The 26715-nt window shown below is 58.9% G+C and carries 20 protein-coding genes and 2 pseudogenes; 6 read left to right on the top strand and 16 right to left on the bottom strand.

Annotated features, from left to right (window positions below; genetic code table 11):
- Positions 1–134 precede the first annotated feature (134 nt).
- Genes H8S59_RS16130 through H8S59_RS16120 form a run of 3 tightly spaced genes read right to left on the bottom strand, consistent with a single transcriptional unit; the run spans position 135 to position 4103 of the window.
- Positions 135–1544 carry an efflux transporter outer membrane subunit gene (locus H8S59_RS16130; RefSeq protein WP_187522078.1) on the bottom strand — a complete coding sequence of 470 codons (1410 nt, stop codon included), beginning with the start codon at positions 1542–1544 and terminating at the stop codon, positions 135–137.
- Between the two features lies 1 nt (position 1545).
- Positions 1546–2577: an HlyD family secretion protein gene (locus H8S59_RS16125; protein ID WP_187522077.1), complete on the bottom strand. Its 1032-nt coding sequence runs from the start codon at positions 2575–2577 to the stop codon at positions 1546–1548.
- Positions 2574–4103, bottom strand: coding sequence for an MFS transporter (locus tag H8S59_RS16120; RefSeq protein WP_187522076.1), 1530 nt, complete (start codon positions 4101–4103; stop codon positions 2574–2576). The genes H8S59_RS16125 and H8S59_RS16120 overlap by 4 nt, the downstream gene beginning before the upstream one ends.
- 86 nt (positions 4104–4189) lie before the next feature.
- On the opposite strand from H8S59_RS16120, the gene H8S59_RS16115 reads away from it, so the two are divergent.
- Positions 4190–4945, top strand: a complete 756-nt coding sequence (locus H8S59_RS16115; RefSeq protein ID WP_187522075.1) for an IclR family transcriptional regulator — start codon at positions 4190–4192, stop codon at positions 4943–4945.
- A 98-nt stretch (positions 4946–5043) separates the two neighbouring features.
- Here the strand turns inward: H8S59_RS16115 and H8S59_RS16110 are convergent, their stop codons facing one another.
- Complete coding sequence (locus tag H8S59_RS16110; RefSeq protein WP_187522074.1) at positions 5044–6081, bottom strand: ABC transporter substrate-binding protein; 1038 nt, start codon at positions 6079–6081, stop codon at positions 5044–5046.
- Between the two features lie 288 nt (positions 6082–6369).
- Between H8S59_RS16110 and H8S59_RS16105 the strand changes: the two genes are divergently transcribed.
- Positions 6370–7530: an acetyltransferase domain-containing protein gene (locus tag H8S59_RS16105; protein WP_187522073.1), complete on the top strand. Its 1161-nt coding sequence runs from the start codon at positions 6370–6372 to the stop codon at positions 7528–7530.
- 156 nt (positions 7531–7686) lie between these two features.
- Here the strand turns inward: H8S59_RS16105 and H8S59_RS16100 are convergent, their stop codons facing one another.
- The 12 genes and pseudogenes from H8S59_RS16100 to H8S59_RS16050 form a co-directional block, all read right to left on the bottom strand.
- Positions 7687–8415 carry a DUF4198 domain-containing protein gene (locus H8S59_RS16100; protein WP_187522072.1) on the bottom strand — a complete coding sequence of 243 codons (729 nt, stop codon included), beginning with the start codon at positions 8413–8415 and terminating at the stop codon, positions 7687–7689.
- A 15-nt stretch (positions 8416–8430) separates the two neighbouring features.
- Positions 8431–10545 (bottom strand): TonB-dependent siderophore receptor, encoded by a 2115-nt coding sequence (locus tag H8S59_RS16095; RefSeq protein WP_187522071.1) that lies wholly within the window; start codon positions 10543–10545, stop codon positions 8431–8433.
- A gap of 140 nt (positions 10546–10685) precedes the next feature.
- Positions 10686–11282, bottom strand: a pseudogene (locus H8S59_RS27365) (methyl-accepting chemotaxis protein); the annotation flags it as partial.
- 261 nt (positions 11283–11543) lie between these two features.
- Positions 11544–12476: pseudogene (locus H8S59_RS27360) on the bottom strand (HAMP domain-containing protein); the annotation flags it as partial.
- Between the two features lie 312 nt (positions 12477–12788).
- Positions 12789–13571 carry an IclR family transcriptional regulator gene (locus tag H8S59_RS16085; protein ID WP_187522069.1) on the bottom strand — a complete coding sequence of 261 codons (783 nt, stop codon included), beginning with the start codon at positions 13569–13571 and terminating at the stop codon, positions 12789–12791.
- Positions 13572–13767: 196 nt separating this feature from the next.
- Entirely contained in the window at positions 13768–14340 is a 573-nt protein-coding gene (locus H8S59_RS16080; RefSeq protein WP_187522068.1) for a sarcosine oxidase subunit gamma, read from the bottom strand.
- A 3-nt stretch (positions 14341–14343) separates the two neighbouring features.
- Positions 14344–17265, bottom strand: coding sequence for a 2Fe-2S iron-sulfur cluster-binding protein (locus tag H8S59_RS16075; protein WP_187522067.1), 2922 nt, complete (start codon positions 17263–17265; stop codon positions 14344–14346).
- On the bottom strand, positions 17262–17567 hold the full coding sequence (locus H8S59_RS16070) for a sarcosine oxidase subunit delta (RefSeq protein ID WP_187522066.1): 306 nt from the start codon (positions 17565–17567) through the stop codon (positions 17262–17264). The genes H8S59_RS16075 and H8S59_RS16070 overlap by 4 nt, the downstream gene beginning before the upstream one ends.
- Before the next feature lie 12 nt (positions 17568–17579).
- Positions 17580–18821, bottom strand: coding sequence for an FAD-dependent oxidoreductase (locus H8S59_RS16065; RefSeq protein ID WP_187522065.1), 1242 nt, complete (start codon positions 18819–18821; stop codon positions 17580–17582).
- On the bottom strand, positions 18803–19708 hold the full coding sequence (gene folD, locus H8S59_RS16060; RefSeq protein WP_187522064.1) for a bifunctional methylenetetrahydrofolate dehydrogenase/methenyltetrahydrofolate cyclohydrolase FolD: 906 nt from the start codon (positions 19706–19708) through the stop codon (positions 18803–18805). The genes H8S59_RS16065 and folD overlap by 19 nt, the downstream gene beginning before the upstream one ends.
- The gene (purU, locus tag H8S59_RS16055) at positions 19705–20571 is read right to left on the bottom strand and encodes a formyltetrahydrofolate deformylase (RefSeq protein WP_095097198.1); all 867 of its coding nucleotides are present in this window, start codon (positions 20569–20571) and stop codon (positions 19705–19707) included. Before purU ends, folD begins: the two co-directional genes overlap by 4 nt.
- Before the next feature lie 505 nt (positions 20572–21076).
- Positions 21077–21682: a helix-turn-helix domain-containing protein gene (locus H8S59_RS16050; RefSeq protein ID WP_187522079.1), complete on the bottom strand. Its 606-nt coding sequence runs from the start codon at positions 21680–21682 to the stop codon at positions 21077–21079.
- A 291-nt stretch (positions 21683–21973) separates the two neighbouring features.
- Here H8S59_RS16050 and glnT point away from each other — a divergent pair, with 291 nt between their 5' ends.
- From glnT to H8S59_RS16030, 4 genes are all read left to right on the top strand, one after another.
- The gene (gene glnT, locus H8S59_RS16045; RefSeq protein WP_187522063.1) at positions 21974–23308 is read left to right on the top strand and encodes a type III glutamate--ammonia ligase; all 1335 of its coding nucleotides are present in this window, start codon (positions 21974–21976) and stop codon (positions 23306–23308) included.
- 127 nt (positions 23309–23435) lie between these two features.
- Complete coding sequence (locus H8S59_RS16040) at positions 23436–24341, top strand: class II glutamine amidotransferase (protein ID WP_187522062.1); 906 nt, start codon at positions 23436–23438, stop codon at positions 24339–24341.
- A gap of 11 nt (positions 24342–24352) precedes the next feature.
- Positions 24353–25036, top strand: a complete 684-nt coding sequence (locus H8S59_RS16035) for a GltB/FmdC/FwdC-like GXGXG domain-containing protein (RefSeq protein WP_095097189.1) — start codon at positions 24353–24355, stop codon at positions 25034–25036.
- 15 nt (positions 25037–25051) lie between these two features.
- On the top strand, positions 25052–26395 hold the full coding sequence (locus H8S59_RS16030; RefSeq protein WP_095097186.1) for an FMN-binding glutamate synthase family protein: 1344 nt from the start codon (positions 25052–25054) through the stop codon (positions 26393–26395).
- Positions 26396–26715: the final 320 nt, after the last annotated feature.

Here is a 26715-nt window from a genome sequence, read left to right as displayed (position 1 = left end):
GCACCGCTCCCACAGGGGGGGGCTGCGTTCATCCGGTGGGTCCGGCTTTAGCCGGGAAGAGGCCAGTACAGCCGCTGAATTTGTGTCGTCAGAAATATCGCTTTCCCGGCTAAAGCCGGTCCCACGCCGACGCATTAACCCTTCGGCCAACCACCACCCAGTGCGCGGTACAGCCTGATCCGGTCAATCGCAGCCGCCGTCGCGCTGTCCACCAGAGCACTTTGGGTGTCCAGCAATGCCCGTTGCACATTCAGCACGTTGATGAAGTCCGCCGCGCCCTGGGTGTAGCGATCCCGAGCGGTGCTCAGGGCGATATTGTTCTGGCTGACGGCTTCCTGCAGAGCGGTGTGCTTCTGCTTCTCTGCGGCATAGTCCGTCATGGCGTTATCGACTTCATGCCAGGCACCCAGTACGACGCGCTGATAATTAAGTGCCGCTTCCTGCTCCTTGCGTTTGCGCAGTTCCAAAGTGCCGGTCAGGCGTCCGCCCTGAAAGATTGGCAGGTACAGGCTTGGGCCATAGGTCCATTGACGAGAACTCCATGCCCCCACATCCGAGCCGTCCAGCGCTTGCGTACCGAAGCTCGCGCCCAGGCTGATCCGTGGATAAAAGTCAGCTTGTGCCACGCCGATTGCCGCAGTGGCCCGGTGCAGGGCAGCTTCGCTTTGCTGAATATCCGGCCGCCGCCGGGCCAGTTCCGAGGGCAGGCCCAGGGGCACATCCGGTGCGGGATGAGGGATGCCTTTCGGTTCGAGCAACTCGGCGCTGAGTGCGCGAGGCGGCTCGGCGAGGAGGTAGCTCAGGGCGTTGATCAGGCGGTCCTGTTCGGCCCCCAGGGTTGGTATCACCGCTTCGATGGTCGCCACTTGCGCAGCAGCGTTGGAGGTATCGAGATTGGTGGTCACGCCATTGTCGAAACGAGCCTGCGTCAACTGCCGACTCTGTCTGGCGATCTCCAGGTTCTGCCGCGCGACGCCCAGCTTGGCCTGCACGCCGCGCAGACGAATGTAATCAGTGGCGGTTTCGGCGGCGATGCTCAACAGCACGCCGTCGCGCTGGGCCTGGGTCAGTTCGATTTCTGCATCGGCGGCTTCGACGTTGCGCCGTACATGGCCCCAGAGGTCTAGCTCCCAACTGGCATCCAGCGTGGCGCTCCACAGTTCAAACGGGGACTGGCCTTGTTCGCCGGAAGGATCATTGAGACCTTCGGCGCTGTTGCGCGCACGGCGATAACTGCCATTGGCAGCAACGCCGGGCAATTGCTGGCTGCCGGTGACCTGACGCATGACCCGACTTTGCTCCAGGCGATTACTGGCAGCGCGCACGTCGAGATTGGCCTTGGCGGCGCGTTCCACCAGTGCGGTCAATTGCGGGTCGCCCAGTTGTTGCCACCACTGGCTGTCAGCAGGGCTGCCCGGCGCGGTACCGGGGCGGACGCTGGCTTGCCAGGTCTGGGGTAATTGCGCTTGCGGGCGTTGGAAATCAGGGCCGACCGAGCAGGCTCCGAGGCTGACCATGGCGGCGAACAGGAGGCAACGTTTCATCTCAATGCTCCTGCGCGGTATCGATTCGCGCCACGACCGACATGCCGATCCGCAGCTTTTGCAGATCTGCCTGATCGGCATCGAACCTGATTTTCACCGGCAGACGCTGGGTCACTTTGGTGAAGTTACCGGTCGCGTTATCCGGCGCGATAGGCGAGAACGAGACTCCGGTCGCCGGGGCAATACTGTCGATGTAGCCGCTGAAGGTGTGGTCAGGAAAGCTGTCCACGCTCAGTTCGACTTTCTGTTGCGGCTGCATGTGAGCCAGTTGGGTTTCGCGGAAGTTGGCGACCACGAAGGCGTCCTGCAAAGGAACAATGGCCATCAAGGCTTGCCCCTGAGAAACATACGCGCCGACGCGGACTGAGCGCTGACCAACCATGCCGTCTTGCGGCGCGGTAATGCGTGTATAGGACAGATTCAGATCAGCCTGTTGCAAGGCGGCCTCGTCTTTGGCGAGCGCTGCCTTGGCGACTTCCAGCTGCGCCTTGAGTACATCCAGACTCTTGGACGCCGCGACACGCGAGGCTTCATCACGGTCTCGCGCGGCCTGCCAGCCCAGCAGTTCGGCATCGGCTTTCTGGCGTTCCTGCTGAGTACCGGCCCCGGCGTTGGACAGGTTCAGATAGCGCTTGGCGTTTTCCTGGGCAAACTTGAGCGATGCAGCCGTGGCGCGGGTGGTGGCAGAAGCTTGATCAATGACCGCCACCTGACGTTCGATACTGGCGTTGAGGTTCTGGATTTGCGCGGACGCCGCTTCAACGTTGGCCTTGGCCGACAGTTGTGCAACCCGGTAATCGGCATTGTCGATTTCAGCCAGCAGGTCGCCAGCCTTGACCCGCTGGTTGTCTTCAACAGCGATCTTGCTGATCTGTCCGGAAAGGCGCGGCGAAACCAATACCGAATCGGCGCGGATGTAAGCGTCGTCGGTCTGTTGCACGGTGCCGCCGCTGATCAGGCGATAACCGATGTAAGCGAGGCAAACGACGACGGCGACGCAGGCCAGGGAGAGGGCGGTTCTGTGCTGTTTCATGACGGTACCGGAGGTTGCGGTGGATAGGCGCGCTTGGGCAGGGTCAGCAGAATGACCAGCAAAACGCCGATGACGGCCAGCAATGCGAGGAAGGCATCGCTGAAACTCAATACGTAGGCTTGTTCCTTGACCTGACGGGCCAGCGCAGCAGTGCTCTGAATGTCGTGCAAAGGCTCAAGGCCCTGCAGCCTGGTGCCGACGCCGTCGAGCAGAACGTTGGAATGGAAGTGCTCGCGATGGGTGACGAAGTTTTCCAGCGCAGCCCCGGCAATCACTGAAAACAGCCCGCGCAATGTGTTGACCATGGACGATGCGAACGGGCCTTCAAGGGGTTGAATTACACCTGTCGCATTCATCAGCAACGGCACCACCACCATGGGTTGGCCTAAGGTGTGCAGTAATTGCAGCAGGTAGAAGTCGTCGCGGATCCATTCGCTGGTGATCTGCGAGCCGCCCAGACAGGCGAGGGTCAGCAGTCCGAGCCCGAAAGCAATCACATAACGCGAGTCGACCCAATTGCGATTGATCATCCACGCCACCAGTGGCGCAATCAGCAATTGCGGCAGGGCGATGATCAATGCAGTTGGCATGGTTTGCAGCGGGCGATAGCCTTGAATCTGGGTCAGATAAGACGCCGGAATTGCGCTGCCTGCCAGCCCGACAAAGAGGAACAGGCACAAGGTGATCAAGCCGTAACTGAAGTTGCGTCGCTTGAGCAATTGCAGCTTGAACAGCGGCAGCGGATGAAACCATTCATTGATCAGAAACGCGGGCAGACACACTGCTGCGCCCAGTAACAGGAAGCTGATCAGTGATGAGTTGAGCCAGTCCAGACGCTCGCCTTGGGTGAGGGCGATGACCAGCATGGTGATGCCGCTGACCCCCAGCAATGCTCCCCGCCAGTCAGCCTGTTTGAAGCGTTCCAGACGCAATGGGTCCTGAGGCAATCCATAAGCAATCAACGCCGCGCCGATCAGCCCTGAAGGGATGATCTGCCAGAACACCATTCGCCAATCGACGCCTTCGGTCCACAGTGCAGCCAGCGGCATCGCCAGGTTGGGGCCGAAGGTAGCCGTCAGCGCGTAGGCGGACAAACCGTACAACTTGATATGCCAGGGTAAAAAACGTAACGCGGCAGTCATCAGCAAAGGTGGCAGCGCACCGCCTGCGATGCCTTGCAATACGCGCAGGGTGACCAGGCTTTCCAGGTTGGGAGCGAAGGGAATGATGGCGCCGAAAAACGTAAAAGCGAAGGTCGCGACGATGGCAAAGCGACGCAGGGAAAAGGTCACTGCAAACCAGGGCGCGAGCAGCATGGCCGAGACTTCGGCAGCAGCGTAGACCGAACTGACCCAGGTGCCGTCATCGTGTCCCAGACCGTACACGCCTAGAATGTCGGCCAGCGTGATGTCAGTGACGCGGTCATTGATCCCCGAGGTCAGCGCAGCAATCAGCACACCGATCAGACCCAGTGCCAGACGGAGCGTAAAGGGAGCGGGAGAGGGCGGTGGTGGAGGCGCTGACACGTAAAAATCCTGCTGAGGGTGTTTCAGCTATTAACTGTAAGGCGGTACACTGTATCAATCAGTGGTACTTATGACAAGGTGTGTCCATGACAACGACGGATCCAGATCGCGGTGGCGTGCAGGTTATTTCCCGGGCAGCAGCGATTCTGCGCAGCCTTGAAGGAGAGCCTGCCGGCTTGAGCCTTGGGGAAATCGCCAAGCGTTGTGAGTTGCCTCGTTCCACGGTGCAGCGGTTGGTCGATGCACTGGCGCTGGAAGAGCTGCTGGAAGTACACGGCCGAGGCGGAATCTGTCTGGGGCCTGCGTTAATGCGTCTGGCTTCCCATAGCCATGTGGACATCGTGCAGAAGGCGCAGCCTTACCTCGAAAGGCTGGGGGCTGAGACTGGCGAAACCATTGTGTTGGCCAGTGCTGCGGGGGCCGAGCTATTGATTTTGCACACCGTGGTGTCGAGTCATTCCTTGAGGGTTTCCTCCGGACCGGGGGGCATTCTGAACATCTACGGCATTGGTGGCGGTAAAGCCTTGCTGGCCAGGATGGACAATGAATCAGTGGTCAAACTGATCGGCCGCAAGATCAAGCCGCTGACGGCCAATACCCTCACATTGCCCGAGCTGCTCGAGCAGTTGGAAAGCATCAGGAAAACCGGGATTGCCTATGGCAACGAAGAACACACCCAAGGCGTGGCTTCGGTGGCCGTGAGTCTGCAGACGCCGCAGGGCTTCTATTCGATTGACGTGGCCGGCCCGGCCTGGCGAATTGCCCAGGCCAGGGAGAGCATCGAGAAGGCGCTGCTCAAATGCCGGGAAGAGTTGATGAGTGGGTTGCGGGGTGTTGAATAGGAGCAGGACCCTGTAGGAGCTGCCGAAGGCTGCGAAAGCGATGTTCCTGACACACCGCCATCGCAGCCTTCGGCAGCTCCTACAGGCAGGTATATCCCTCAGCTACCCTGCAGCGGCTTGGCATCCTGGAAAAAGTAGTCCTTCCATGACGCAGGCTTGTTCTTGATTGCGCCGACGCGGTGCAGGAATTCGGCCAGTGGGTAGGTGTTCTTCGGCGTGATGGTGAACTCGAAGTCCTTGTTGTCGATGATTTTCAGCAGCGCATCCCGGTCGATTTTTGCTTTGGTAACACGGATGTAAGTGTCTGCCGCAGCGCCTTTGTCCTTGCGGATAAAGTCTTCAGCTTCGCTCAGTGCCTCGATGAACGCCTTGTAGGTCTTCGGGTTCTCGTTGCGGAATTTCTCGGTGGCGAACAACAGTGTCGGCGAATTCGGACCCAGCAGGTCGTAGGTGTTGAGCACCACATGCACGCCTTTGGCGGCGACTTCCTGCTCCTGAAACGGCGGGTTGGAGAAGTGACCGGTCAGCTCGGTTCCACCTGCAATGATGCTCGCCGCGGCGTCGGGGTGCGGCAGGCTGACGGTGTATTTATCCAGTCGCGCATATTCTGCATCGCCCCACAGTTTGGCGGACGCGTATTGCAGATAACGTGATTGCACCGAAACGCTCACCGCCGGGACCGCGATGCGATCTTTCTCGGTGAAGTCAGCGATGGTTTTTACCTTGGGATTGTTGCTGACCAGGTAGTACGGGAAGTTACCCAGCGAAGCCACGGCCTTGACGTTCTGCTTGCCGTGGGTCCGGTCCCAGATGGTCAGTAATGGCCCGACTCCCGCACCGGCAATATCTACTGCGCCGGTCAGCAGTGCGTCATTGACCGCTGCGCCCCCCGACAATTGCGTCCAGTCGACTTTGATGTCCAGCCCATCCGCCTTGCCGTGTTTTTCGATCAGGTTCTGATCGCGCACCACATTGAGCAGCAGATAAACGATGCCGAACTGCTCGGCGATGCGCAGTTGTCCTTCCGCCTGGGCAGCGGTCGGCATGGCGAGACTGCCGGTCAGCAGGGTTGCCGCCAGGCCCAGTGAGGTGGCCAGACGGGAAATTCGAGGGCGACGTGTCGAGGTTTTTGTCATGCCGTGCTCCAGCGATTAACAGAGGGATGTGCGAGCGATGGGCAGACGATATAGGTATAAGAAAAAATATTTAAATAACATTAATGAATAACGTTATGGCTGTTAACTGGCTGGTTTGCGCACGACGCTGCGCATTCTGGAGCAGATCCTGCATAGCCTCATCACAGTCAATTGTGTTGGCTGTTGATATAACATAACATTTGTCAGCTTTTTCAAGATTTTGCGCAGCCGTTCGTTTTGAACGGATAGCAGCCGCTTTCGCATCAATCCCTCACCATGAGTTTTTCAATGACGACCCATTCTCTGAAGCCGTTGGCTTCCACTCGATTGCAATCGATCGACGCGTTGCGCGGCCTGATCATTCTGTTCATGTTGCTTGACCATGTTCGCGAAACCTTCCTGCTGCACCTCCAGGTTTCGGACCCGATGGACGTGACCACCACGCCGCCTGAATTGTTTTTCAGCCGCACGCTGGCGCATCTGTGTGCGCCGCTGTTCATCTTCCTGACCGGTCTGTCGGCTTATCTCTACGGTGAACGCTACGGTGCGAAAGAGGTGTCGGGCTTTCTGTTCAAGCGCGGGCTGTTCCTGATTGCTCTGGAAGTGACGCTGGTCAATTTCGCCTGGACCTTCCAGTTCCCGCCGACCACGGTGTACCTGCAGGTGATCTGGGCCATCGGTTTGAGCATGGTGGCGTTGGCGATCCTGGTAAAACTGCCGAGACCCGCGCTGGCGGTGATCGGTGTGGTAATCATTGCCGGGCATAACCTGCTGGATACGCTGCACTTCACCCAGGACTCAGCAATGTATGTGCCGTGGGCGATCCTGCATGACCGCGGTTGGCTGGTGCCTTGGGATGGCCTGCGTCTGCGCACGTCTTATCCGCTGTTGCCGTGGATTGGTGTGATTGCCCTGGGTTACGCGGCGGGTCCTTGGTTCGCTTCCGGAGCTGATGCGCGCCAGCGTCAAAACAGGCTCGCCCTGGCAGGTTTAGGTCTGCTGGTGCTGTTCTTCCTGTTGCGTCTGGTGAACGGTTACGGCGAGAAGCCGTGGTCCATCGGTGAGACCAGCGTGCAGACGCTGATGAGCTTCTTCAACATCACCAAATACCCGCCATCGCTGCTGTTCCTCAGCCTGACGCTGGGCATCGGTCTGTTGTTGCTGGTCTGGTTCGAAAAGACAGCAGGGCGCGTGTGGTTCAAGCCGCTGCTGGTGTTCGGTGCCGCACCGATGTTCTTCTACCTGCTGCACCTGTACGTGCTGAAGATTCTGTACCTGATCGCCGTGGCGATATGGGGCACGAACAAAGGTAATTACTTTGGCTTCGATTCGGTGGGCGCGGTTTGGCTGTGCTCGGTGTTGCTGGCGGTCGGATTGTTTCCTGCCGTCAAGGCGTTCGCCAGCTTCAAGGCGCGGCGCAAGGATATTGCGTGGTTGAAGTATTTTTGAGTATTGGGTACACCTGGGTGCAACAGGGGAATGCATTCTCCTTGTGGGAGCGGTGCTTGCCCGCGATAAGTCTAAACGCGGTTTCACATCAGACCGCGGTGCCTGTATCGCGGGCAAGCACCGCTCCCACATGAAATCGCATTTCAGCTCAAGCCGTTACTCGTGATGCGCCTCACCGACAAAGGTCAGTGAAGTAAACAGCCCCTGCTCATCGATGTCCGGGTTGCCGCTGACCTTCACTACAGTCTCGGCTGCAATGATGTTCAGGCCTTCGTTACGTACCACGACACTGGCCCGGCCATGGGCGTCAGTGGTTGCGCTGACCTCATCCGGCTGGCTGCGGTAGTCACCGATCAGTTTGATTCCCGCCAATGGCTTGCCATCCAGCAGCACTTGCACCGGTAGCGCTTTGCCTGGCCCGACACTCAGCGGGTCGGCCTGGGGCATGATGACCAGCCGCAAACGCTTCAGTGGCGGCAGTATCACTCCCGGTTCATAAATCGCCAGGCTGTACTTGAACGTCTCTAGCGCCGTGACCGCACCAGGGACTTTCGTGCGGCCTTCGTTGGTCCATTTCTTGTCCGCAGTCTGCGACCACATGCCGTTGTTCAGGGCGATAGACATCACTGCCGGCCTGCTCAAGGGTTGCAGGCGCGCATGGTCGGCAAGGCGTTCGACCGTCACCGGGATCATCTTGCCATTCACGTCATAGGCCCACGCGCCGCTGACTTTCTCCGCTTTGAATTTGCTGTCCTCGGCGCCATGGCCGTAAACCACTTCGATGTTGCCGCGACGTTCTTCCGTCCACAGGCCATGGGCACTGGCCTGTTGTGCGGTGAAGGCGCCTATCAGGCTCAGGGCCAGAATTGTTTTTTTAGCGTGCATGGTAAGTCCTTGTGATCAGAGGCTGAGGGTAAGGCTGACGGTCAAGTTGCGCGGTTCGCCGGGGGCGACCCAGTAGTTGCTGTAGGAACGCTCGAAATATTTCTCGTCGAACAGGTTGTTCAGGTTCAGGCCGACCGTGACGTTTTCATTGGCTTTGTAATGAGCCAGCAGGTCGACGGTGTGGTAAGCGGGGAGCTCAAAGCTTGTACCTGCCTCGCCGGAGCGGTCGCCGACATAGGTGAACGCCGCGCCCAGATCCGAGCCTTTGAGCAGACCATTTTGAAACTCGTAAACCCCGAGCAGACTGCCGCTGCGTTTGGCCACGCCCAGAATTCGGCTACCGGTCGGGATAGTGGTGTCGCCTTTGGTGACTTCTGCATCGATGTAGGCAAATGCGCCAATCACCCGGACTGCATCGGTTACTTGCCCGGTGAATTGCAGGTCGACACCCTGACTGCGCGCCTTGCCTACAGCGCGATTGAAGTCAGTGCCCGGATCCAGCGTCAGCACGTTTTCCTTTTCGATATGGAAAGCGGCGAGGGTGGCGCTCAAGCGGTCGTCGAGCAGCTCCGTCTTGATCCCGGCTTCATAACCCACGCCTTCCTCGGGGTCGAAGGTCTTTCTTGAAGCGTCAGTACCGTTATTGGGTTTAAACGAAGTCGAGGCGTTGGCGAACAGGCCGATTTGCGGCGTGATCTGGTACAGCAAGCCCGTGCGGTAGGTCAGCGCGTTGTGCTGCTGCCTGTTGGTGACGTTCACGGCGTAGTCGTCGATGCTCTGTTCGAAATGCTCGAAGCGCGCGCCGATCATCCCGCGCAGTTTGTCGGTGAACACGATCTGGTCCTGCAGGTTCAGCGCCTGACTTTCGACGTGCTCAAAAAAATCCGTGCCGGAGCGTATGCCGTTGGGCTTGGGCTGGCCGTAAACCGGCTGGTAGATATCGATGGCATAAGGGCTGCCGGCGGTATTAGTCACGCGCTCGTTCTTGCGGTAATTCTCGTACTCGGTGCCGATCAGCAGTTGGTGCTCCCAGCTGCCGATGTCCACCAGACCCCGCAGCTCAAGCTGGGTAATGCTGTCGTGCCAGTTCATGTCCCGTTCGCGGTAGCGGCGGTTGACTGTGCGACCGTCAGCATTCAGTGCACGGCTCTCCGAAGCGAAGCCCGACAACTCGCCTTCCTTGTAATGACTGGCCAGACGGAGCGACCAGAAATCATTCAACTGATGCTCCAACGCCGCTTGGATCATGTTGTTGTCGTTATCGATGTCGCCGTCGTTTGGCTCGCCGAGGAAGGTTCGCCGGGACATGCCGCTCCACTTGTTGTTGGGGGCGACGATGCCTCGGTCAAAGGTAGAGCTGTGACGGACGAACTCGGTCTCCACCGACAGAGACGTGTCTGGGCTCAGTTGCCAACTGAACGTCGGAGCAACGAAGACCCGTTTGCTTTCGACGTGATCGCGAAAGCTGTTGTTGTCTTCAACTGCAAGATTGACTCGCGAGAGAACGCTCTTGTCGTCGTTGAGCGGAGCGTTGACGTCCAGTGCGGTGCGATAGCGATCCCAACTGCCCGCGCCGGTTTGCAGGGTGGTGAAGGCATCGGCCTGGGGTTTCTTGGTGACGATGTTCACCGTGCCGCCGGGGTCACCACGGCCGTACAGGCTGGCAGCGGGGCCTTTGAGCACTTCGATGCGCTCGACGTTGGCCGCATCCGGTGTGCTCGGATAACCCCGATTGGCGCTGAAACCATCCTTGTAGAACTCGGACGTGGTGAAGCCGCGAATGCTGTATTCGTAGAGGGTCAGGCCACCGAAGTTGTTCTGTCTGGATACGCCCCCGGCGTAGTCCAGAGCGCGCTCCACGTTAGGGCTGCCCACGTCCTTGAGCACGCTGGCGGGGATCACGCTAATGGATTGCGGAATGTCTTTGATTGCGGTGTCGGTCTTTGTCGCAGTGGCCGAGCGGGTGGCACGATAGCCGCTGACTGGGCCCGTGGCTGACTCATAGTTGGCGTCAGCGTTGACCGTAATCGTGTCGAGTTCATAAGTGTGCGGTGTATTTTCTGCGTAGCTGGCGTCGGCCAAAAGACCAAAAGCGAGGCCTGCGAATGAGACCATTTTGCGAGGGGGCATTTCTGACATTCCTTATAGATTCGTTATAGTATAACGTTACTATCAGGAATTATTTCTATTTGTGTTTCAGAGGTGGGCGCGGCTGATTGTTGCTGGATGTTGCAGCAAGTCGAGATTCACCCTCGACTTGCTGCGATCAATCAAGTCCGGAAACGCTTGACCAGACCGTCCAGTTCGCTGGACAGCGCTGCCAGGCTACGGGAGTCGGCACGAGCTGATTCGGCAAGTTCGGCCACCAACTGCGCATCGCCATGAATCTGACTGATGTGCCGATTGATGTCTTCCGCCACGTGGTGTTGCTCTTCAGCGGCGGTTGCGATCTGGGTATTCATGTCGCGGATCACGTCCACCGATTCACGAATCTGCCCGAAGCTGCTGCGTGCCTGGCCGATTTTCTCCACCGATTGCTGCGACACGGCGAGGCTGGCGTTCATCTGTTGCGTTACCGACGACGTGCGGCGGGCGAGGGTGCCGAGCAGGTTGTCGATCTCGGCGGTGGAGTCGGCAGTCCGTTTGGCCAGAGCCCGGACTTCATCGGCCACCACCGCAAAGCCGCGACCTTGCTCACCGGCACGGGCTGCTTCGATGGCTGCGTTGAGGGCCAGCAGGTTGGTTTGCTCGGCAATGGAGCGGATGGTGTCGAGGATGGACTGAATGGCGTTGCTGTCTTTCTCCAGCTGCACCATCGCGGTGGCTGACTGAGACAGTTCAGCGCTCAGTTGATCGACACTGGTAACCGCATCGTCGATCTGTTGCTGGCCTTCACGGGCCTGACGCTGGCCGTTGTCTGCCGATTCGGCCGCCTGACTGCACGAACGGGCGACTTCGTTGGCCGTAGCAACCATTTCGTGGAAGGCGGTCGACACCATGTCCACGGCTTCACGCTGGCGCCCTGCGGCGTCTGCCATGTTGTTCGACACCTGAGTGGAGCTGGTGGAGGTATCGAGAATCTTGTTTGCGGCCAGACCGATGTGCTGAATGAGGCTGCGGATCGCTGCGAGGAACTTGTTGAACCAGTTAGCCAGTTGCGCCGTTTCATCGTTACCGCGCACATCCAGATTGTGGGTCAGGTCGCCTTCGCCCTGAGCGATGCCTTCCAGACCGCTGGCTACACTGCGAATCGGGCGCACGATGAGTGAAGCAAAGCTGGCCCCGACCAAGGCGAAAATAACCGCCAACACCGCGGCGATCACCCCGATCAGCCAGGTCAGGCGGGTGGCGGAACTCATAACCTCTTCTTGTTTGATCAGGCCGATGAAGCTCCAGCCCAACTGCTCGGAAGGGAAGACGTTGGCCATGTAGCGTTCGCCATCCAGCGTCACTTCGGTCAGGCCGCTGCCAGCCTTGGCCAGTTGCGCGTAGCCGTCGCCCAGCTCTCCGATTTTCTTGAAGTTGTGCTCGGGTTTACGCGGATCGACCAGGATGGTGCCGTTGTTTTCCATCAGCATCAGATAGCCGCTTTCGCCCAGCTTGATCTGTTTGACGATGGTCGTCAGTTGCTTGAGGGAGACGTCAATCGCGACCACGCCGCCGGGGTTACCCACGGTGTTGGCGACCGTGCGGACCGTGCTGACCAGAACCGCGTCGTCGTTGGCCCAGTAGTAGGCGTCAGTGCGCACGGTTTTGCCTGGGTTGGCCATGGCTGTTTTGTACCAGGGGCGCTGACGCGGGTCGTAATTGGCGAGTTTCGTGTCGGCGGGCCAGATCGCGTAGCTGCCATTGGCCATACCGTAGGAAACATAGGAGTAGGCGGGATGGCTTTTGCCAATGCCTTCGAAAAACTGAAACAGTGCTTTGTGAGCATCGGATTCGGGCAGGCTTGGCGCGTCGGCACTCATGTAGCTCTTGATGCTGTCTCCGGCACCGGTGACCAATGGGTTGAGTGCGACGTAGTCGGCATTCTGGCTGATGCCTTCGAAAAACAGCTGCATCGCATTGGCGACCTGGCGTATCTCGCGGCCGCTGTTGTCGGAGAAGTCATCAGTGGCATCGCTGCGCAGGTTGATGATGACGATGCTGGCGACGACGATGATTGGCAGGGACGCGATGACCGCGAATGCCCACGTCAGTTTCTGTTTGATGTTCATCCATGCTCCGATTGCAGTTCTGGCTAACGCCCTGAGCAGTCTCAGGAGGGTTTTGGCAGGCACGCAGATGTGTTGCTAATTAGTATTATGGTATGCCGCTATCGGCTGGATTCTGGAGTTCTTGAGTGTGCTCGTGAGGGAATCAGTTGACCCTGATCAAAGTGTTTGCGGTGCAAAACCCAGGTCGCGATTGATATTGGCGCTGCATTCAAACAGCAGGTCCTGGAAGCGGTTCGTAGCACCTTCGGGGTCCATGACGGCATCCGGGCCGGAGAGATTGATCGCCGCCGTCACCTGGCCGTTGTGATCCCGGATAGACGTGGCAATCGCGGTGGAGTAATCGGACCGATGCACTACCCAGCCGCGTTCGCGGTCTTCGGCGATCAGGCGTTGCAATTCAGGCAGGGTTCGCGGGGCGGGTGTGGGATAGCCGTCCAGTCTTACGTGTTGATACAACTGCGCCAGACCGTTTTCGTCCAACGCAGTCAGCAGCATCCGGCCCATGGCGGTGCAGTGACAGGCGATACGCGTGCCGATGGGGATGTTGACCGAAAGCCGTTGCGCCGCAAATGCGCGGAACAGATACAGGCTGTCGGTCTGCTCGCGAATGCTCAGATGGCAGGACAGCGAAGTACGGTCCCGCAGCAGGTTCAGATGGGGCATCGCCACTTCCACGATGTCGCGACTGGCCAGATAACTGAAGCCGTCACTGATGACTCTGGCTCCCAGCTCATACTGGGTGTTGAGCTTGTTCAGATAGCCCATGCTGGTGAGGGTGAACAGAATCCGGTACACCGCTGAAGTGCTGACACCCAGCCGCTCGGCGATCTCCTGAATGCTCAGGCTGCGGGTCCGGGCGTTGAACATCCCCAACACGCTCAATCCCCTGGCCAGGGCAGGGACGCTGTAGTCGGTGTCTTTTTCGGGTGTGTCGAGCATGTTCAATTCCACAGGTGGGAGGAGGCTACTCGCGTTCGACGCCGCATTGTCGCGCAGCAAATTCGGTTCCATGTGGGAGCGGTGCTTGCCCGCGATAAGGCTGGACGCGGTTCACTTCAGATCGCATCCAGCCCTGTCGCGGGCAAGCACCGCTCCCACATAAAAATCGCATTTTTTCAGTGATTCATTTTCAGTTTCATAAGAACGTCCCGTCAAACTCGCCCATGGCATCCAGCACGGCACCCTTGAAGTATTCCAGTGAAGCGCGGTCGCAGAGGATCTGGAACGCGGGCAATTCCTGTGGGCCCAGGTTGATCACGATCACATTGATACGCGCTGCTGAAGTTTGCGCCACTGCGCCCTCCGGGAACGCCTGCGGTCGCAAATCCACGCCGCAGAGTTTGGCCATGACTTCGGTGATGTGCATGCCGCTGAGCTGCAGCCAGGCGTGGCTGTCTTGCCGGGGGAGCATGTAGTTGGCGTTGTGATCCAGCTCCCAGCGGGCTTCTTCGTCGGCGATGCGCTGGCCCTGATCCGCCAGGCTGCCCAGAATCAGGTATTCCGTCTGGGACAACCGGGCAACGTGGCTGCCGTCGGCCTGGGTTACGGCGCGGTTTGGCGCGTCTGGCAAAGAGAACCCACGAGCGCTGAGGTACCCGGCGCTTTGCTGGCCGCGAAAACCGACTCTGGGTACATCAGTCAGGTCAATCAGGGCGCATTGTTGGAGCGGGCCTGGCCCGATGTAACGTTCCGCTTGCAGGCTGGACATGACTCAAAGCTCCTGGCGTTGGTTTTCGGGATCGAAGAAAGGCAGTTTTACGACTGTGGCCTGGACCACCACGCCACCTTCGACGCGAATCGGAATCTGTTGCCCCGGTTGGCTCTGATCGAACGCCGCGTAGGCCAGACCAATGATCTTGCCCAGGCTCGACGAGTATTCGCAGGATGTGACATTGCCACTGATGTCCGGACCCTTCAGCACCAGATGACCTTCCAGTGGTTGCGGGCTGTTTTTCGGCAGGGTAAAGCCCACCAGTTTGCGTTTCATCGGTTGCGCTTCGAGGATGTCCACCGAGCGTCGTCCGACAAAGAATGGCTTGGTGCGACTGACCGCCCAGCCCATGTCGATCTCGGCCGGGTGGGTCATGCCGTCGGTGTCCTGACTGATGATCACGTGACCTTTTTCCAGACGCAGCAAACGTTGGGTTTCCACGCCAAAGGGGCGCATGTCGTGTTCTTTGCCCGCTTCGGTCAGCACATCCCAGAGCTTGAGTGCGTGGCGCGCCGGTACGTGGATTTCATAGCCCAGTTCGCCAACGAATCCGACCCTCAACAAGCGCGCTTTGATCCCGGCCACAGTGCCTTCACGCACTCCGAGGTAAGGAAAGCTCTCGGCTGATAAATCCAGATCGGAGCAGACTTTTTCCAGCACTTTGCGTGAGTCCGGTCCGGCCACGTTGACTGCGGAAATTGCTGCCGTGACGTTGGCGATGTCCACGTCCAGACGCCACTGGGCGTTCCACTTGAGCATCTGCTGATAGATGCGATCAACGCCGCTGGTGGTGGCGGTGACATAGAAGTGATTTTCGGCGAAACGTGCGCACACGCCGTCATCGATGACCACGCCATGCTCATTGGTCATCAGCGCATAACGTGAACGACCAATCGGTTGTTTGAGGAAGGCAAAGGTGTACATGCGGTTAAGCAGTTCGGCGGCATCCGGGCCGCGCACATCCAGGCCGCCCAGTGTAGATACATCGATGATGCCGACCTTGTTGCGCACATGCAGGGCTTCTTGCTGCATGCAGCGTTCCCGTTCATGGGGTTTGCCGTAATAGGCCGGGCGCTGCCAGATGCCCGCGGGCATCATCTTGGCACCTGCTTCGACATGGCGTTTGTGCATTGGGGTTTGCCGGTACGGATCGAACGCACGCCCGGCGACATGGGCCAGTTTCTCGGCTTCGAACGGTGGACGGGCAGTGGTCACGCCGGTTTCGCTGACGCTGCGTTGCGTCGACGAGGCTACCAGCCGCGCCGTCGGCAGCGCCGAATGGCGACCCTGTGACGGCCCCATGCCCACGGTTGAGTAGCGTTTGACCAATTGCACATCGCGATAGCCGATGCGGGTGGCATTGATGATGTCGCGCACCTGCAAGTCCTCATCGAAATCGACGAAATCCTTGCCTTTGGGATGGGGGAAAATCGGCCACGGGAAGTTGACCTGCGCTTCGGCCTGCAAGGGCAACGGCTTGGCGCTCAGCTCAAGATTCAACGCGACGATGATGTTGGCCGCTGCATGAGTCGCATCAGCTAGCACGTTGTCCAGCGCATGGTAGCCGTGAGCCGAACCGGCCACGCTGAGGTTGTTCGGCAGACCGCTCAGGGTGAACTCCGCCAGTTGATCGTCGTAGCTGAGTTTGCCGCCAGCCTGACACAGCAATTGATAAACCGGCATGTAGCCGCCGGACATGCACAACAGATCACAGTCCACGATCTGGCCACTGCCAGCCACCTGACCCTGGCCGGTAATCTTGCGCAGATCAACGCCGCTGACATGACGCATGCCTTTTTCATGCAGCGCTTCATATACCGTGCTGCCTTGATGACAGCTGATGCCCCGTTGTTCAAGGGCCAGCAACAATCCCCTGTCTGCCGTGTGGGCACGCATGTCCACCAGCGCCGCCACGGTGACACCCTGTTCGTGCAGATCCAGCGCGGCGAGGTAGCCATCGTCATTGCCGGTCAGAACCACGGCGCGTTTGCCGGGCTTGACCGCATACAGCTTCATCAGGCGTTGCGCGGCGCTGGTCAGCATCACGCCGGGCAGGTCGTTGTTCCGGAAAATCACCGGCTGATCGAATGAACCACTGGCGATCAGGCACTGGCTGGCGCGCACTTTGTACATGCGCTTGCCTTGAATCACCGGCAAATAGTTATCGGTGAACCAGGCGTTGCAGGTGGCTTGTTTGAGGATGCGAATGTTGGTGTGGTGCTCTACGGCCTCCACCAGTTCGCGGCGCAATTGTTCGCTGCGCTGGCCGTCAATGTCGAAACGGGCGTAGGTCAGTGACCCCCCGAGAATGGGTTGCTGCTCGATCAACAGCACTTTGGCCCCGGCATTGGCCGCAGTCAGTGCCGCCTGCAAGCCGGCAGGACCGGCACCGATCACCGCCAGGTCAGTGAACAGATAGGCCTTGTCGTAATACTCGGGTTGAAACTTCAGATCGAGCACGCCCAACCCGGCTTTTTTACGGATGATCGGCTCCCAGACCTTCCACGCGCCCTTGGGCTTGTAGAACGAGCGATAGTAAAACCCCACCGGCATGAATTTCGAGAACTTGCCGAGGTAGGCATCCTTGTCGTTGTCCAGCGAACCGTTGAAGTTCTGTCCGCTGGCCTGCAAGCCTTCTTCAAGGGCAAAAGTGTCCGCCAGCACGTTGGGCTCACGGGGTAGTTGAATCAGGGTATTGGCGTCCTGGCCCGCCATTGTCAGCGGCCCGCGTGGCCGGTGGTACTTGAACGAACGTGACAACAGGAAACGACCATTGGCGAGCAGGGCGCTGGCCACGCTGTCTCCCTGAAAGCCCTGATAGAGCCGGTCATCGAAACTGAAACTCAGGGGTTTGTTGCGGTCGATCAGCAGGCCCATCGGCGCGGCCAGTCGCGACCCCCGGAATTCGTCAGGCGCGCTCATCGGGCAATCTCCTTGGCAAGGGCAACGGTAAATTCGACCCTCGAGGTGAACACCTCTTTGGGGTCAAAAGTACGGATGATTTCATCGCTGCCGGTATGGCGCTCAACCAGAAACCAGTAGCTGGATGGCGTATGCATCCACCATTCGCGGACCACGCCCAGCATGTCTTCGCTGTTGAACACGTAATCGGCCCATTCGCTGTCGCTGCAGGTGAGCGGGTCCGGCATGTGCTTGAACTCTCCGCCGTAAGTGAATTCGGTGATGTTGCGCGGCCCGTTGAGCGGGCAATTCATGACTTTCATGTTCTGCTCTCCTCAGTGGCTGGCCGCCGTGGCGCCCATTTCGTTGACTTGCTGGAAGGTCGAAAACCGCTCCAGGCCGAATGGCTTGATCAGATCCGGGGTTTTGCCTCCGCTGGCGACCAGCTCCGCCATGGTTTTGCCGCAGATGGGCGTCGCCTTGAATCCCCAAGTGCCCCAGCCTGCGTCCAGGTAATAATTTTTTACCGGTGAAAGCCCCATGATCGGGCTGTAATCAGGCGTCATGTCAGTGATCCCGGCCCACTGCCGCATCAGCTTGGCGTTGGCCAGAAACGGGAACATTTCCACTGCGTGGGCCAGCAGGCTTTCTTTCAGATCGAGGGTCGAACGGGTGTTGAACAGCGGGTACGGATCGGAGCCGCCGCCGAAGACCACTTCGCCACGGCTGGTCTGCTGCACATAGCAGTGCAGCGCAGAAGAACTCACCAGCGGATCGAGGAACGGTTTGAACGGCTGGGTCACCATGGCTTGCAGCGGGAAGGTCTGAATCGGTGAGCGAATGCCGGCCTTTTTCATCAGTTGTGAACTCATCCCGGCCACCGCCTGCACGGCACAGCCGCACTTGATCGTGCCGCGATTGGTCTTCACCGCGGTGATGGTGCCGTTCTCGATGACCAGCTCCTGAACCTCGGTAAGCTGGTGAATTTCCACGCCGCGCTTGGCCGCTTGTTTGGCATAACCCCAGGCCACGGCATCGTGCCGTGCGGTCGCGCCATCCATGTGCCAGAGACCTGCCAGCACCGGAATGTGGCCGGGATCAAGGTTCAGGCTCGGCACCAGTTCGCGGATCTGCTGGCGGTCGATCATCTCGGTGCGGCCGCCAAAATGCTTGTTCACCTCGGCGCGCTGGCGGAACGAACGCACCGTGGCATCGGTGTGCGCCAGGGTCAGTTGGCCGCGATGGGAGTACATGATATTGAAGTCGAATTCGTTGGACAGCCCCTCGAACATCCGCACCGATTCGGCATAGAACTTCACGCCTTCGCTGGTCAGGTAGTTGGAGCGAATCACCGCTGTGTTGCGTGCTGTGTTGCCGCCGCCGAGATAGCCTTTTTCCAGCACCGCAATGTTGGTGATGCCGTGGTAGCGCGACAGGTAATAGGCCGTGGCCAGCCCGTGTCCGCCGCCGCCGATAATCACCACGTCATAGGACGATTTGAGCGCTTTGGGAGCCGGTAGGTCGACTTCGACCGGGTACTCCGAACTCAGCCCGTACTTCAGAAGGTTGAAAGGCATGCGGCCTCCGATTGACTGCGTTGCGCGAGGGCCTGCTGGCGGGCAGCGGTGACCGTGTTTTTCATCAGGAACGCGATGGTCATCGGGCCGACGCCGCCGGGTACTGGGGTGATGGCTGAAACCTGGGGCAGGGCGCTGTCGAAATCCACATCGCCGACGAGTCGGCTGCGACCGTCTTCGTCGATACGGTTGATGCCGACGTCAATCACGATGGCGCCGGGCTTGAGCCAGTTGGCGTCGATCATCCGGGGCTTGCCGACGGCGGCGATCACGATGTCGGCCAGACGGCACAGCGCCTTGGCGTCGGCGCTGCGTGAATGCACGATCGTGACCGAGCAATGGGCCTGCAAGAGCAGGGCAGCCATGGGCTTGCCGACAATATTGGAGCGGCCGATAACCACCGCATGCTTGCCGCTCAGATCGCCGCAGGCTTCACGCAGTAAGTGCAGGCAGCCGCTGGGTGTGCACGGTGTCAGTACGTCGCGACCCTGACTGAGCCCACCGACGTTTTCACTGTGAAAGCCGTCGACATCCTTGCCCGGATCTATCGCCTGTAACGCGCGAGTTTCCGGGATGTGGGCGGGCAACGGTAGCTGTAGCAGGATGCCGTGAACGGCCTGGTCCGCGTTCAATTTAGCGATCAGGTCGAGCAATTGAGTTTGAGTGGTGTCGGCTTCCAGGCGGTATTCCAGGGAGCGGATTCCAGCCTCTTCAGCGCGCAGGAGCTTGTTGCGCACGTAGACCTGACTCGCCGGGTCCGAACCCACCAGAATCACCGCCAGTGCCGGTTCGATGGCGTCTTGCTTCAAGTCGTTGACGTCCAGCTTGACCTGGGCGAGGACTCGCGCTGCGCTGGCTTTGCCGTCAATGATTTTGCTCGCGCTCATGGGAACACCACCGTTCTGTCCTGATTGAGGAAGACCCGGTGTTCCAGGTGATATTTGACGGCTTTGGACAGCGCCACGGTTTCGGTATCGCGGCCCATCGCGACCAGATCAGCGGGCAGGTAGGCGTGGTCGACGCGCTGTACTTCCTGCTCGATGATCGGCCCTTCGTCCAGATCACTGGTGACGTAATGGGCCGTAGCGCCGATCAGTTTCACGCCGCGCTCGTAGGCCTGGTGATAGGGTTTGGCGCCCTTGAAGCCGGGCAGGAACGAGTGGTGAATGTTGATCGCCCGACCGGAAAGCTGCTTGCACAAGTCATCGGAGAGGATTTGCATGTAGCGCGCGAGCACCACCAGATCGGTGCGAGTATCGTCGACCACCTTCATCAACTCCGCTTCCTGACTGGCTTTGTTGTCCTTGGTTACCGGCAGATAAATAAACCGAATCCCTTCGCGTTCGGCCATCGGCCGCAAGTCCAGATGGTTGGAAACGATGGCGGTGATGGTCATGTCCATCTCGCCCTTGTGATAGCGGTACAGCAGATCCGTCAGGCAGTGGTCGAATTTGCTGACCATCAACAGCACACGCATCGGCTCGCGGGTGTCATGCAGTTCCCACTGCATATCGAATGCCTTGGCCACCTCGTCGAAGTTGGCTTTGAGTGCCGCGATATCGCCGAGATGTCCATCGTTGAAGCGGAACACCGCACGCATGAAAAACCGCCCGCTGAACTCATCATCGAACTGCGCCATTTCACCGATGTAGCAGCTGTTGTGCGCCAGATAAGAAGCCACGGCCGCCACAATGCCGGACGTCGCCGGACAACTGATCTTGAGAATGAAATGGTTCTTTTCGTGTTGCATGGCTTGTCCTCGGAGAAGTGGCGGCAGCTCAGCGCAGGGCGAAAATTCATCTGTAAAAACGTTTTTTCTAGGTGAATAAAAATTCCCATCAGGAATTAAATATTCATGAGGCGGTTTTATAGGCGAAAGAAAATCCTGCGTCCAGAATTTTCTGGAAACTTTTTTTACTGTGGGGAATTTTTATAAGGCGGGGAAATACTTGCCGAGAGCATTCAACCTGCAGAAGCGTGCCTTGTGTCCAAGACACACCCCTGTCGCGAAGCAAACATAGGACCTGTAGGAGCTGCCGAAGGCTGCGATGGCGGTATACCAGTAGAAATGCTTCGCAGCCTTCGGCAGCTCCTACAGAAAATGCATTTCAATCCAGTATTTTGCTGTTGTTTGATGAGAACGAACTTGTTCGAGAGACGCCAGGCCTGCCTACACAGGATGATGCCTCGCCAACAAGTTGGCTCCTACAAGGGAACAGCTCATCAATGGGCTCGGATTTAGAAGCGAGCCGCTCTTACTCCCCCTGCGCCCCATAATTCATGATCGACAACAAGCGGATTGGCACCTTGACCAGTTCTTCCGGGCCATGAGGGATGTCGCCGTCGAAGGTCAGGCTGTCGCCAGCTTCCATGCGGTAGAGCTGATTGCCGTGGCGATACACCAGTTCGCCTTCCAGCAGGTGCAGAAACTCGGTACCGGGGTGGGAGAAGGTCGGAAATTCTTCGCTGGCGTCGTCCATGCTCACCATGTACGCCTCGAAACTCTTTTTCGGCCCGCGGGTGTGGTTGAGCAGGTGATAGGTGTGACCTTTCTCCGTGCCGCGGCGGACCACCTCCAGCCCTTCATCGGCCTTGACCAGCAGCGCGCTGCTGCCTTTCTGATCGTACTGGGCGAACAGCTTGGACATGGGCATGCCCAGCACGTCGCACAAGCGGCTGAGGTTATCGAGACTGGTGGAGACCTGCGCATTTTCGATCTTGCTGAGCATGCCCTGACTGATGCCCGCGATACGCGCAACGTCTGCCAGTTTCAGCTCCTGCGCCTGGCGCTGGCGTTTGATCTGAATGCCCAGGTACTGCTCAAGCTTCAACTTCGGTTCAGGTTCGTTCGGCGTGTTCATCAGCTCTGCACGTTTTCCGTTCATGAAATTTAATTTCGCACTGTGAATGTGCGTTTTTCTCCGCTCTTCATGTTGCGGCGGTTGATTATTCCTCGTGGGAAAACGAGTTTCCCATATATACAGCAGAATTTCGCCCCTGCATTCCTTTCGGCCGCTGGCATACCAAGTTGGCAAGTAGCTTGCATTCCTGTTGGGAAATTAACTTTCCCTTTCGGAATATTGATTATTCCGATGGAAAGTGAAGCCGTCATCCCTACTACAACGCTTGCCTATCGCGAGGAGTGATCACTCATGTTGCCACCAGAAACACAGCGCTTGATCGAGGAGCACGGGATCAAATACGTGCTGGCGCAATTCGTTGATATTCATGGCGCCGCGAAAACCAAATCGGTGCCGATTTGCGGGCTGGAGGCGGTGGCCGAGGCGGGTGCAGGGTTCGCAGGCTTTGCTATTTGCGGCATGGGCATGGAGCCACACGGGCCGGACTTCATGGCCAAGGGCGATTTGTCGACACTGATCCCGGTGCCATGGCAACCCGGTTATGGTCGGGTGGTGTGTATCGGGCATGTTGACGGCCAGCCACACCCTTACGACAGCCGCTATGTGCTGCAACAACAAGTGCAGCGTCTGAAAGACAAAGGCTGGACGCTTAATACCGGCCTCGAACCTGAGTTCAATCTGATGCGCCGCGATGAAAGCGGCAAGCTGCAACTGGTCGACGCCAGCGATAGCCTCGACAAACCCTGCTACGACTACAAAGGTCTGTCCCGTTCCCGAGCTTTTCTTGAACGGCTGACCGAAGCCTTGCAGCCGGTGGGCTTCGAGATCTATCAGATCGACCACGAAGACGCCAACGGCCAGTTCGAGATCAACTACACCTACAGCGATGCCATGGAGTCGGCGGACCGCTTCACGTTCTTCCGCATGGCGGCCGGCGAGATCGCCAATGACATGGGCATGATCTGCTCCTTCATGCCAAAACCGGACCCGAAGCGCGCCGGTAACGGCATGCATTTTCACCTGTCGATCAGCAGCGCCGAAAGCAAAAACCTGTTCTTCGATGCCAGCGACAAGCACGGTATGGGTCTGTCGAAAATGGCTTACCACTTCGCGGCGGGGCTGCTCGCCCATGGCCCCGCGCTGTGTGCCTTCGCCGCACCGACCGTCAACTCCTACAAGCGGCTTGTTGTGGGTAATTCGCTGTCAGGCGCGACCTGGGCACCGGCCTTTATTGCCTTTGGTGCCAACAACCGCTCGGCCATGGTTCGCGTGCCTTACGGGCGCCTGGAATTCCGTCTGCCGGACGCCGGTTGCAATCCCTATCTGGTCAGCGCCGCGATCATTGCTGCGGGCCTGGACGGCATCGACCGTCAGCTGGAACCCGAGCAGATCTGCAACGAAAACCTGTACAGCCTGAGCCTTGAAGAAATTGCCGCGCGCGGCATCAAGACGCTGCCGCAGTCCCTCAAGGAAGCCTGCGATGCCTTGGAAGCGGACCCGTTGTTCGCTGAAGTGATGGGGCAGGAAATCGTTGGCGAATTCATCAAGCTCAAGCGCATGGAGTGGGTGGAGTACAGCCGCCATGTAAGTGATTGGGAGATCAAGCGTTACACCGAGTTTTTCTGATTTGGCTGGGCGGCAGCTGCGAGTTTCAAGCTGTAAGCGGCAAGGAAAAGCAGTCTGCGGCAACGACACAACACTATTTATCTACCCGGTCAGCTTGCAGCTTACCGCTCCCGAACAAGGTGAGGCTATGTGCGGAATCGTTGGTTTGTATTTGAAAAATCCGGCGCTGGAATCCCAGCTCGGCAAGCTGTTTGAACCGATGCTCGCAGCCATGACGGATCGTGGCCCGGACAGCGCAGGATTTGCGATCTATGGCGATGAAGTGGGTGATGGCTGGATCAAGCTGACCTTGCAGGCAACCACTGAAGACTACGATTTTCAGGCGCTGGTCGCCGCGCTTGAAGGTCGTCTGGCCGCGTCGCTGGACTGGTTTCAGAACGCAAGCGCCATCGTGTTGAAGGTCAAGGCCGAAGAGGCCGTGGTGCGTGCTGCTCTTGCTGAACTGGCACCCAGCTTGCGGATCATGAGTGCTGGCAAGAGCATCGAGATTCTCAAGGGCATGGGCTTGCCGAAGGAGATTTCCGAACGCTTCGGTCTGGCGAACATGAAGGGCAGCCACATCATTGGCCACACCCGCATGGCCACTGAAAGTGCGGTGACCATGGAAGGCAGCCACCCGTTTTCGACGGGCGCGGACCTGTGTCTGGTGCACAACGGTTCACTGTCCAACCACTTCCGCCTGCGTCAGGAATTGCGCCGCGAAGGCATCAATTTCGACACCGAAAACGATACTGAAGTGGCCGCCGGTTACTTGGCCTGGCGTCTGCAACAGGGCGATTCGTTAAAGACCGCCCTGGACAGTTCGCTGGAAGCACTGGACGGCTTCTTCACCTTCGCCATCGGCACCCGCAACGGCTTTGCGGTGATCCGTGACCCGATTGCCTGCAAGCCAGCCATTCTCGCGGAAACCGATGATTACGTGGCCATGGCCTCGGAATATCAGGCGCTGTCGAGCCTGCCGGGCATTGAAAACGCCAAGGTCTGGGAACCGGTCCCGGCCACCATGTACATCTGGGAACGCGAGTCGGCTTAAGGAGCGCACACATGAAAACCATCGATCTTTCCACCTCCACCGTGCGCGAGCTGAATCAGGCGCTGCATGATCAAGTGAACAACGTGCAGGACCGCGAGTGGGTGGTGACTCACGCCAACGGCGCACACAACCTGGCGGTCGGCGTCAACGAAGCGGTGTCCATCGATATTCAGGGCCATGCCGGTTACTACTGCGCGGGCATGAACCAGAAGGCCTCGATCACTGTGCACGGCAATGTCGGCGTGGGTTGCGCCGAGAACATGATGTCCGGTTACGTGCGGGTCAAAGGCAGTGCGTCTCAGGCTGCAGGCGCCACGGCCCACGGCGGCTTGTTGGTCATTGAGGGCGACGCCGGGGCGCGCTGCGGCATTTCCATGAAAGGCATCGACATTGTGGTCGGCGGCAGCATCGGCCACATGAGCTGCTTCATGGGCCAGGCCGGGCGACTGGTGGTGTGCGGTGACGCGGGCGATGCGCTGGGCGACTCGCTGTACGAAACCCACATTTACGTCAAAGGCACCGTGGAATCCCTGGGCTCGGACTGCATCGAGAAAGAGATGCGCGCCGAGCATCTGGAAGAACTGCAAGGGTTGCTCAATCGCGCCGGTTTCGAACACAAGGCCGCTGATTTCAAGCGATACGGCTCGGCCCGTCAGTTGTACAACTTCAAAGTCGATAACGCGTCCGCGTACTGATTCAGGAGCCACACCATGAGCGACTCTCTTAACCCGAAAGCAGCGACTCCCGTATTACGCGAATCGGCGACCTTCGACCGGCTGACCATTCAGGAAATCCAGCGGGCCGCCGAAACCGGCATCTACGACATTCGCGGCGGCGGCACCAAGCGCAAGCTGCCGCACTTTGATGACCTGCTGTTGTTGGGCGCCAGCGTGTCTCGCTACCCGCTGGAAGGCTATCGTGAGAAGTGCGGCACCGACGTGATCCTCGGCAACCGTTTCGCCAAGAAACCATTGCACCTGAAGATTCCCGTGACGATTGCCGGGATGAGCTTCGGTGCATTGTCGGCCAACGCCAAGGAAGCCCTGGGTCGCGGCGCTTCCATCGCCGGGACCAGCACCACCACCGGTGACGGCGGTATGACCCCGGAAGAGCGCGGTCAGTCTCAGCACCTGGTTTATCAGTATCTGCCTTCGCGTTACGGCATGAACCCCGATGACCTGCGCAAGGCCGATGCCATCGAAATCGTACTGGGGCAGGGCGCCAAACCGGGCGGTGGCGGCATGCTGCTCGGCATGAAAGTCACCGAACGTGTGGCCGGTATGCGCACCTTGCCGATTGGCGTTGACCAGCGATCGGCCTGTCGTCACCCGGACTGGACCGGTCCGGATGACCTGGCGATCAAAATTGCCGAGCTTCGTGAAATCACTGATTGGGAAAAACCGATCTACGTGAAGATTGGCGCGAGTCGCCCTTATTACGACGTCAAACTGGCGGTCAAAGCCGGTGCCGACGTAATCGTGCTCGACGGCATGCAAGGCGGTACGGCGGCGACGCAAGAGGTGTTCATCGAACATGTCGGCATCCCGATTCTGTCGGCCATTCCTCAAGCCGTTCAGGCACTGCAGGAAATGGGCATGCACCGCAAAGTGCAATTGATCGTTTCCGGCGGCATCCGTAACGGTGCCGACGTGGCCAAGGCCATGGCACTGGGTGCTGACGCCGTTGCCATCGGCACTGCGGCGTTGATCGCATTGGGTGACAACCATCCACGTCTGGACGAGGAACTGAAAAAGATCGGTTCTGCGGCGGGCTTCTATGATGACTGGCAGAACGGTCGCGACCCGGCGGGCATCACCACGCAGGATCCGGAGTTGTCCAAGCGTCTGGACCCGGTGGAGGGCGGTCGTCGTCTGGCCAACTACCTGCGTGTGCTGGTCCTGGAAGCTCAGACCATGGCCCGCGCCTGCGGCAAGTCTCACCTGCACAACCTTGATCCGGAGGACCTGGTAGCGCTGACAGTTGAATCGGCAGCGATGGCCCGAGTGCCGCTGGCAGGGACTTCGTGGATTCCGGGGGCGGTTACGGGGTATTGATTGAGAAATATGCGGTAGACGGCGCGGTGTCCTTGGGCACCGCGTTGTCGCGTGGCGAACTCGGTTCCCTGTGAGAGCGGTGCTTGGTCTGGGCGGCATTCCGACGATAAGAACACCGCGGTTTTACTGCAGACCGCGTCGCTCTTTCGCGGCATAGGTATCTACACAACTTTCATGCAGCAATTCTTGTGTACATATCCGTTACCGGAGCCACGGCTGATATTGGTTGCGCCCTTACGGCGCCTCACTTTTGGGCGCAAAAGTAAGCAAAACGCTCTTGCCCCACCACTTGGTACCTCGCTGTCGCTCGGCATACCCGG

The sequence above is a fragment of the Pseudomonas folii genome (assembly GCF_014357575.1).
GTDB classification, from domain to species: Bacteria; Pseudomonadota; Gammaproteobacteria; order Pseudomonadales; family Pseudomonadaceae; genus Aquipseudomonas; species Aquipseudomonas folii.
Note: the sequence above shows the minus strand (reverse complement) of the source record. Positions and strands in the feature narration are given on the sequence as shown.